The sequence below is a fragment of the Cyanobacteriota bacterium genome (genome assembly GCA_025054735.1).
GTDB lineage: Bacteria > Cyanobacteriota > Cyanobacteriia > SKYG9 > SKYG9 > SKYG9.
This window is the reverse complement of sequence record JANWZG010000109.1, coordinates 1-10,177: the sequence shown is the minus strand read 5'-3', so window position 1 is coordinate 10,177 and position 10,177 is coordinate 1. Positions and strand designations below refer to the sequence as shown.

Genomic DNA, 10,177 nt, shown 5'->3' with positions numbered 1-10,177 from the left:
AAACCACACGTCCATGATGTCAGTACCCTTGCGATAGGTACGCCCGTTAGCACGGTAGGCAGGTGGTAACAGTTCGTCAACTGGCAGTTCCCACCAGATATCAGATCCATGTTGAGCAATCAGTTGCTGCACGTGGGCGATCGTCTCAGCATTCAGCAATGGCTCCCCAGTTTCATCGTCATAAAAGACAGGGATAGGCACACCCCAACTACGCTGGCGTGAGATGCACCAATCAGACCGCTCTGCCACCATCGGTGTAATTCGATTTTCTCCCTGGGCAGGGATCCACTGCACGTCAGCAATGGCTTTGAGGGCTGCCTCACGGAAGCCTGCGATCGAGGCAAACCACTGCTCCGTTGCCCGATAGATGACTGGTTTCTTCGTGCGCCAATCATAGGGATACTTGTGAACGTAGGCTTCTTCTTTCAAAAGGGCACCAGCAGCGGCTAAGGCTTCAATGACAGCGGTGTTCCCTTCCTTCAGCACATTCAAACCTTGAAACTGGCTACCTGCCTCCGCAGTAAAGTTACCATCGTCATCCACTGGTGACAGCAGAGGCAAACCGTAGCGCTGCCCTACTAGATAGTCTTCTTGGCCGTGGCCAGGAGCCGTGTGCACTAAGCCCGTACCAGAGTCTGTTGTAATCCAGTCACCACCTAGTAAGATTGGACTTTCACGGCTGTAGAGGGGATGGCGATAAACGAGGTGTTCTAGCGCTTTGCCGGGAATTGTAGCCATGACCGTCAGGGAAGTCCCTAGGGTTGCAGACAACCGCTCTACAGCAGCAGCAGCAACTATGAGATACTTAGTCTTGGGTTGAAACTCATGCCCTACCTCGACAACCGCATAGTCCAAGTCGGGGTTAACACTCACACCCAAATTGGCGGGGATAGTCCAAGGAGTTGTGGTCCAAATAGCTACCTTCAAATCACCAAAATCGTGCATCAGGGAACGCAGCACATCGGGCATGTCTAGATGGGCAACAAGGGGAAACCCTACATAGATGCTACGGGAGGTATGACCTTCTGGGTATTCCAGTTCGGCTTCTGCAAGGGCTGTCTTAGAACTAGGACTCCAATACACGGGCTTTAGTCCCCGATAGATATGACCTTTTAGCACCATCTGCCCAAACACACCAATTTGCGCGGCTTCGTAGGCAGGAGTAAGAGTGATGTATGGATTGTCCCAGTCACCCCAAACGCCATAGCGCTGAAATCCCTGCTTTTGTTCTGCGATCGTGGCCAGAGCGAAGTCACGTGCCTTACGGCGAATGTCTAGCGGGGTTAGGTTTTTCTTTTCTTCTGGCTTCAGGGTTTGCAGAACTTTGAGTTCGATCGGCAGACCGTGACAATCCCAACCAGGAACGTAGCGGACTTTCCGCCCTTGCATGAGATGAAACCTGTTGATAATGTCCTTCAGAACTTTGTTAAGGGCATGACCCATGTGCAGAGTGCCGTTGGCATAGGGTGGCCCATCATGAAGCACGAACGGATCACCAGGGTTGTGGGTGGCTAAATGCTCGTAGATGCGGTGATCTGACCAAAACTTCTGAATTTCTGGCTCACGTACTGTAGCGTTGGCTCGCATGTCAAAGCGAGTTTGGGGCAAGTTAATGGTGTCTTTATACTGTCCGGAGTCTGTCACGATCGCTGAGGGTGTTTACGCACGGTACCCAACTATTATCTGAGAGAAGCTTGCCATCCTTCAACTTTCTTTACTATCGAGTATCTATCAAATTTTGTGGCAATTGGCACAAATTCCATAGGGCAATCACTATCCAGACTGGGTTTTATAGTAATGTATGATCTGGTAACCAGTTCACCATTTGAGTTCAGCAGCGTAGGAGTTCAGCATGGCAAAGCCGATGAAATCTTCAGTCAGTTTGCCTGACGTAGATTTGGATGTTCTAAACCGGAAGTTTGCGGCCGCCCATCCCAAGGCGATTTTGTCATGGTGTATAGAGACTATACCTACAGGTCTTGTGCAGACCAGCGCCTTCAATGTTGACGACATGGTTATCACTGACATTTTGTATCGCGATCTAAAGCCTGCTACCAGAGTTCCAGTTCTGTTTTTAGATACGCTGCACCATTTTCCTGAAACGATTGAACTGGTTGCTAAGGCAAAAGCGCATTATGACCTCGACCTCCGTGTTTACACAGTTCCAGATGTAGACTCACGAGAAGCATTTGCCGCCAAGTATGGAGAAGCCTTGTGGGAGAAGGATGTAGAAAAATTTCACAGTATTACTAAGATTGAACCCCTTCAGCGGGGGCTAGCAGAGCTAAATACCGTTGCCTGGATTACAGGTCGTCGTCGCGACCAATCGGCCACTCGTGCTGATATGCCTCTGTTTGAACTAGATAAGCAAGGACGGTTGAAGATCAATCCCCTAGCTGCGTGGACTCGAAAGGAAAGCTGGGCCTATGCCTATGAACATGACATGATGTATAATCCGCTCCACGATCAGGGGTATGCCAGTATTGGCGATGAGCCATTAACGACTTCCATTGCCGAAGGTGAGGATGAGCGCGCTGGTCGCTGGCGTGGCACTGGTAAAACCGAATGTGGAATTCACATCTAGGTGAAACTTGTTGGTTGGACTAGTTTGCTAATGTGTGGCTAATTTGTGAGTGTATCCGTCAAGCTAATTTGAAGAGTTTGGTTTGGCTGAATAATACTCGTAGGTAAGAACTCAGAGCGGGCCATTAAGGGTATGTTGCGATCGGCCAGCACAATAGCTTGGGTGATGAACTGTCCTCCTTGGCTGGTTAGTTGAAACTGACCAATGATGGGAGTGCCTGCTGAAAAAATGACTTGGCCCGATGCTGATCGAATCTCAGTTTGTAGAAGCAACACGTCCTGGCGACCGATCGCTGTTTGCAGATTGAGGGGTGTTGTACCCGGATATCGCACGCTGAGCACTGTGCCTGATGGCAAAATAGTGCCTGAAGTGGTCTTTGTTGTGATAGCAGCATAGATTACTCCAGCATTGCTGTGTGGAGAAACGGTCGGCGGTGGTGGAGTTTGTCTGGGAACCGATGAGTTAAATACTGGCGCGGTGCCAAAGGGAACCACTGGGGTAGCAGTACCGGGGTTGGACGTAGAGGGAGGCAGTGAAATGGTGGTGGATGGCGAGCTACGGGCGATCGGCAAGGGTTGCCCAAAGTCTATAGCACTAGAGCGACTGCTGACTGGCAAAGATGATGGTAGAGTGCTAGACGGTGGGGCAGTGGTAGCGGCTGGAGGAGATGCTGGCGGAGATGAGGGTACAGACACCGCTGTTGAAGGTGCTGGAGACAGTGTTGGTAGAGGTGACGGCTGGCTCGGTGCTGAAGCTATGGGAGTGGTAGCAACGGGTGGTGGTACAGATACTGGCGCTACTGGGCGAGGTGTCGCGGGTGGTGGTGCAACTGGTGGAGACACACTGGGTGATTGGCCTATTGACTCAACTCTAGTTGGTAGAGCGGCTGCCTGGTCGGGAGCAGGTACAGTTACGGTAACTTGCTCTTTAGAAGGCATAATAGCTGGAGGAAATACCTCAGTCACCGTTTGAGCCGTCGTAGTAGAAGAGGAGACAACCCTAGGAGAAACAACGGGTGAAGGCTGGACTGGTGGCTTAGATTGGGGCGACACAACGATCGGCTGGGTTGGTGGCTGGGTTGGCATTGCTACAGGAGCAGTTGGAGTAGTGGTTGTTGGCCCCAGTTGAGGCAAGCTGCTTGCAGGCGATGACCCCGGCAAAGACGATCGAGTTGCAGAGCGAGCACTAGGAGTTGGGTTGGGGGGTGTTTCTGGCAATGTCACTGCGATTGGAATTCCCTGAGTATTATCAGCAGAGCTTGGCGGGAATTCAGGCGATGCGGCAGTGATGGTTACGGCGTTTGTCCCAGATGATGACGATGTAGCTGATTGGCTAGGGCGAGATCCTACAGGGCTACTGCTAGCTAACAGGGGGCGCAATATCCAGCGTGGGGCCGTATTGCCATTCCCCCCTACTGGTTCTAGGGCAACTTGACGCGGATCCAACACAGCATCAGGAGATAACTCCAGCACAATGCGGGCAACGTCAGGTTGGTACTGCGACACTCGAATTTGTTGGACGGCCCCAGTGGGGAAGCGTTTCTGGGTAGCAATATTGCCTAGCTTGATGTTGGGCAGATCTAAGATAATGCGAGCAGGCTGTGCCATCAATAGATGACGTGGCTTGATGCTAGTGGATGTAACTACATCGAGACGGTTGGTTACAGGGTCAAAGCTCCACTGAGTCAGTTCACCAGCATAGGCAGGAGCTATCATGACTACCGATGCCAGGGTAGATAACCCGACAACATGGGGCCATATCCGTGACCAATTCATAATCCGCTGCTCAATCTGTCTCATAATTCCGTATCCGTTTTATCTGCGACCGCAGTACCTACAACGCTATCGATATGGTTAGGACTCAAGCATAGTTCAATTTGAGCTGATCGTCATGGTTCGTCTTGCGACTCTATAACTATCGTTAATATCCCGCACAATTCCACATATAGTACATCACTTATCAAGAAAACCACAGATATAGGTCAATCCCTGCACATGCTCATTCGTGATGCTGCTGAATCAGATCTACCGGCGATCGTCGCCATTTACAATACAACGATTCCAAGTCGCATGGTCACTGGTGACCTGGAGCCAGTGACGGTTGATAGCCGACGGGACTGGTTTCATGCCCACCAGCCCGATCGCTATCCCTTGTGGGTAGCTGAAGCAGACGGGATAATCACAGGTTGGCTAGGATTTCAAGCTTTCTATGGTCGATGCGCCTACCGCTCTACAGCCGAGTTAAGCCTTTACGTTCATCCGGAGTTTCGCCGCCAAGGTGTAGGACGCTTCCTGGTGGAAACGGCTATCGGTAAAAGTCCCTACCTAGGAATTACAACCCTAGTTGGGTTTATTTTTGGTCACAATTTGCCTAGCTTAAAATTATTTGAGCGCCTTGGTTTTCAGCAGTGGGGATACCTGCCACGTGTAGCAAAATTCGATGACATCGAACGAGATCTAGTTATTGTGGGCCGCCGAGTAGACGAGTAATGTGATTTTTTCTGCTTAGCTCTCAGCGGATCGGTTACACATCGGCTGATCAGCGATACACTATAGACCTAGGTAGTGATCTATGGCTAATGAGGCGTGAATAGACCAGAGACAGCACTCTCTCATATAGAGTCTTAACTAACTATGCCTAGAATTCATGATGGTGAACCTCCTGGTTTTTCCAGTGCTTTTATATACCATACGGAGACTGCATCAAGACCGACTTAGAATTGCTAGGGGTTGTTAAAGAATCCCGGTGCTATCCGTATCTTGCTGTAAAAACTGATTTGAGTACTGGATAGATGTCTGTTATGCGCTCCATTCCTGGTTACCAGCTTCTTGACTGTTTGCATAATAGCAATCGCTCTGCCGTATACAGAGGCATTCGGGATGTCGATGGGCGCTCAGTTGTGTTGAAGTGGATAAAGGTGCAGTCCACTACGCAGCTTGATCGGTATAGGCAGGAATATGGCCTATTGCGAGCACTTAACCTAGGGGGGGTGATTCAAGCCTATGACGTGTTTACCTATCAAGGCGGCCTAGTCACCATCCTAGAAGACATTGGTGGTGACTCATTGGCTACTTTACAGCGCGATCACCGCTTTACTCTGTCCGAAATTCTTTACTTAGGGATGCGGATTGCAGGCTGTCTATCCGAGTTACATGCTGCTGGCTTGATTCACCGTGATATTAATCCTGAACACATTATCTGGAACCTAGAGACAAACCAACTCAAACTCATTGACTTTAAGCTAGCCGCTACACTCATTAACGATCGTTTACCGGAGCGGGTTCCCACGTTGCAGCCCCCTACTCTGCTAGAGGGCAACTTGGTGTACATGTCTCCTGAGCAAACAGGTCGCATGAGTCGATCGTTAGACTACCGTACCGATTTTTATTCCCTGGGGGCAACCCTCTATGAATTGCTAACGGGAGCACCACCATTTACAGTTACAGATCCGCTAGAGTTGGTGCATTGCCACATCGCCCAAACTCCAATTCCGCCTCACTTACTCCCAGGTAGCGTGCCGTTGATGGTGTCGCAAATTATTATGAAGTTGCTGGCGAAGAATCCAGACGATCGCTACCAAAGTGGTGCAGGCATTCAAGCTGATTTTCAAACCTGTTTGGAACGATGGCAGCAGTCTGGTCGAATTGAACCTTTTTCACTGGGCGCTAACGATGTTGTCAGCCGCTTTCAAATACCAACTCGTCTCTATGGCAGAGAAGTTGAACTAAATCGGTTATCTCAGATTCTGGATCGGGTTACTCGACGTTGCCAGCCAGAAGTTGTTTTGATTACCGGAGAGTCTGGCGTGGGCAAAACATCCCTTAGTAGGAGTTTGCGCACAACAGTTAGCGATCGCCAAGGTTACTTAATCATCGGCAAATTTGAACAGCAGTATACCATTGCAACCGTCACCCAACCCTATAAGGCACTGATTAATGCATTTTCTGACTTGGTGCGGCAACTGTTGATGTTACCTGAAGCAGAACTAGCTGACTGGCGAGCGAGGCTACAAGCAGCTCTGGGGAAAGATTATTACCTCATGGCGGAGGTAATCCCGCAGTTAGAGCTAATTATGGGAAAACAGCGACCACCCCAGCCAGTTCCCGTTGCTGACTGGCATGAGCGTTGCCATCTAGCCTTTCAAAATCTGGTTCAAGTGTTCACCCAAGCCAACCGACTGTTAGTTTTGGTGCTTGATGACCTGCACTGGGCTGATCCTGCTTCTCTCAAACTCTTACAACTGCTGATAACAACCCCGAACACCCAACTACTACTGATTGGTATCTATCGATCTAGTGCTCTAGAGGCTAATCAGGGGCTAGTGATTCGGCTGGCAGAAATATCAGGACAGTTGCCTGTGCAAACCATCGCCCTAGAACCACTGGGCTTAGGCGCAATTACAGAGCTAACGGCTGACACTTTACGACGATCGCCCGCAGAAGTACAGCCTCTAGCTGCCCTGATTGCAGAAAAAACAGGTGGCTATCCCTTAGTAGTTAAGGAATTTCTGACGTTGCTCCATCGTCGCCATCTGATTAGGTTTGACCCCACAACTCACCACTGGCAGTGGCAGCTAGAACCCATTCAAGTGCTTGACATTGCTGATAACGAAGCTGCTCTGTTGACAGAAAAAATGCAGTCACTATCGGAGAGCACCCGGCGGGTGCTCTCTCTAGCAGCCTATTTAGGTAATCCATTTGAACTAGTTACCTTGGTCACGGTAGCTCAGCAGTCGCCACGGGAGACCGCTGCCTGTTTGTGGGGAGCTGTTGTAGAAGGATTCATCGTGCCCTTAGACAATGCTGGACAAACGACTGGAGGTACTAATCCTGCTATTTCACGGCAATTTATGGTTAAGTACCAGTTTGCCCACGATCGCCTACGCCAAGCTGCCTATGACTTGGTACCTCCTGAACAACGACCATCTCTACATTGGCACATTGGGCAGCAACTCTGGAAAAATACCCCCTCAGAAAAGCGAGATGAAAAGATTTTTGAAATCGTTACTCAGCTCAATGCTGGCATTAGTTGCCTTACAGTTCAAACCGACCGAGATCATCTGGCGCAGCTTAATCTCTTGGCTGCGAAAAGAGCAAAAATCACGGCAGCGGCTGAAGCAGCTCTTACCTATTGCCAGGTAGGAATCACTCTAGTGGGTAGTGATGGCTGGCAACGCTGCTATGACCTCATGTTGGACTTGCACTTACGCGCAGCCAATGCTGCCTATCTCAGTGCTGAGTATCAACAGGTAGAGGCGTTGCTAGAGTCAGCGTTGCCCTATGTACGCAACCTATTGGATAAGGTTGGCTTTTATGAAGTTTGGATCCAAGCTCTGAAATCTCAAAACCGAGAGTTGGAGGCAATTACGATCGCGCTGCCTCTCTTGACAGAGCTAGGGGTAAGGCTACCACGGCATCCTCGTTGTCATCATCTTTTGTGGGCAACTCTGCGTACCAAGTTGATTTTGCTCACCCGATCAAGTCAAGTGCATCGGCTGGCGATGGCTAATCCAGTTCACCTAGCTGCTATGCATCTGCTCTCTAGTTTGATGACAACGACTGTCAATGCTGCTCCAGAGCTAGTGCCACTGATTTTAGTAGAACAACTGTGGCTATCGCGCCAATTTGGGAATACTCCAGAATCTGCCCTTGCCTACGCTATTTATGGGTCTCTGCTGTGCGCTAATCTTGACATCAAGAGCGGGTGTCGGCTAGGGGAGTGGGCGATCGCCCTGATGCAATCCCTTGAGGATAATTCCCTGCAAGCCAGCATTCGGCAGACGATCGTAACCAGCATTAAGCCTTGGAAAGAACACGCCCGTACCACCTTGCCAGAATTGTTAGATATTCACCAAACAGCATTAGAATTGGGTGATTTAGCCACGGCAGCCACTAGCCTAGCAGTTCGTAGCTTCTACGCTTGGTTTACGGGTACGTCCCTATCAATTCTGGGCGAAATCATGAGAGAAGCGGCGGATAAAATCACGGCTCTCAAACAGGAGTCAGTGTTGCACTGGCATCGACTGGGATGGCAATTAGTGCTAAATCTTACGGGCAATAGTGATACTCCCTGCGTGTTGAATGGCAGTGCCTACGATCGGTACACAATGCTGCCTATACATGAGCGAGCTAACGATACCGCTAGCCTGTTTACCTTTCATGTTCTCCAGCTATATCTGTGTTATCAGTTTGCTGACTATAGGCAAGCCCTTATTCATGCTAGAGCCGCAACTCACTATCGCATGGGTAGCGCTATCACGGCTCTTGCTATTACCTTTAACCTGTACCAATCCCTGAGCTGTCTGGCTGCAATACCCATCGTTTCAGCAAGCGAAAGCCAGGAGTTATGGCACCAAGTCTCCATTAATCAAAAAACCTTAAGGCGTTGGGCAGTTCATGCGCCCATGAACTGCTTGCACCATGTTCATCTGGTAGAGGCTGAGTGTAACCGCCTGCGCAACCGCAAACGACAGGCTATTGAGCACTATGATCGTGCAGTAGCGCTGGCCTATCAACATGGCTATAACCATGATGCCGCTCTTGCCCAGGAACGCGCAGCACTGTTCTATCTAGATCAAAATCAACCCAGCACGGCTAGTACCTACCTTCAAGATGCTTATCATGCCTATTGCCACTGGGGGGCTACGGCCAAAGTTACTGACTTAGAACAGCGCTATCCAGAACTACTGAATCATACCAAGCAGACTCTGAGTGCTGGCAAGCCCCCAACCCTGACAACCGACAACCTTGACCTAGCTGCTGTGATGAGGGCTGCTCAGGCCATGTCGAGCGAAATTGTGTTATCTCGGTTGCTGGAGCGCGTTATGACGATCGTCTTGGAAAATGCAGGTGCCTGTGTTGGCTATCTGCTAACGGAACACAACGAGCAGTTCATCATTGAAATCAAGGGTATCCTGGAACAGTCTGGCCCTAGGGTAGAGCAAGTTGCTGTTGTTGCCACGGATGATCAGTTGCCGCTTTCCTTGATTCGTTATGTAGCTAATACCCAGGACGATGTTGTTCTGGATGATGCTAGTAATAGTCAAGATCTAGATTCACCTCTAAAGCTAACAGACCCGTACATCAAACAACATCAGCCCCGATCAATTCTCTGTTTACCCCTTTTACATCAGGGTAAGTTAGTTGGCATTTTTTACCTAGAAAATGATCTGATCGTAGGGGCATTTACGCCTGATCGCCTAGAAGTGCTGCGGTTGTTGTGCTCACAGGCCGCTATTTCTCTAGAAAATGCTCGCCTTTATGAGCAACTAGAAGACTATTCGCAAACCCTAGAAGAGAAGGTGCAAGAACGTACCCAGGAGTTGCAGCAACAGATTCGCGATCGTGCTCAAGTAGAAAAATCTCTTCAGCAGGCAAAAGAGGCTGCAGAGATTGCCAGCCGGGCTAAGAGCGAGTTTTTGTCTAAAATGAGTCACGAACTGCGCACGCCATTAAATGCCATTCTAGGCTTTACTCAAGTGTTAACCCGTGATGCTACCTTAAGCAGACACCAGCGCAAATTTCTAGAGATTATCAATCGTAGTGGTGAATATCTCCTGAGTTTGATCAATGATGTCCTAGAAATGTCACGCAT

Annotated in this window: 5 protein-coding genes; 3 read left to right on the top strand and 2 right to left on the bottom strand. The window is 49.6% G+C overall.

Annotated features, from left to right (window positions below; translation table 11 throughout):
* A partial coding sequence (gene ileS / locus NZ772_07185; GenBank protein MCS6813339.1) for an isoleucine--tRNA ligase occupies positions 1–1,644 on the bottom strand: 1,644 nt, incomplete at its 3' end.
* Between the two features lie 208 nt (positions 1,645–1,852).
* Between ileS and cysH the strand changes: the two genes are divergently transcribed.
* Positions 1,853–2,584, top strand: a complete 732-nt coding sequence (gene cysH, locus NZ772_07180) for a phosphoadenosine phosphosulfate reductase (protein MCS6813338.1) — start codon at positions 1,853–1,855, stop codon at positions 2,582–2,584.
* A gap of 38 nt (positions 2,585–2,622) precedes the next feature.
* Here cysH and NZ772_07175 read toward each other — a convergent pair whose 3' ends face one another.
* A complete protein-coding gene (locus tag NZ772_07175) occupies positions 2,623–4,383 on the bottom strand; it encodes an AMIN domain-containing protein (GenBank protein MCS6813337.1) in 1,761 nt (586 codons plus the stop codon).
* Positions 4,384–4,578: 195 nt separating this feature from the next.
* Here NZ772_07175 and NZ772_07170 point away from each other — a divergent pair, with 195 nt between their 5' ends.
* Both NZ772_07170 and NZ772_07165 read left to right on the top strand, forming a co-directional pair.
* Positions 4,579–5,073 carry a GNAT family N-acetyltransferase gene (locus NZ772_07170; protein MCS6813336.1) on the top strand — a complete coding sequence of 165 codons (495 nt, stop codon included), beginning with the start codon at positions 4,579–4,581 and terminating at the stop codon, positions 5,071–5,073.
* A gap of 302 nt (positions 5,074–5,375) precedes the next feature.
* Positions 5,376–10,177: AAA family ATPase (locus tag NZ772_07165; GenBank protein ID MCS6813335.1), on the top strand; the 4,802-nt coding region annotated here is incomplete at its 3' end.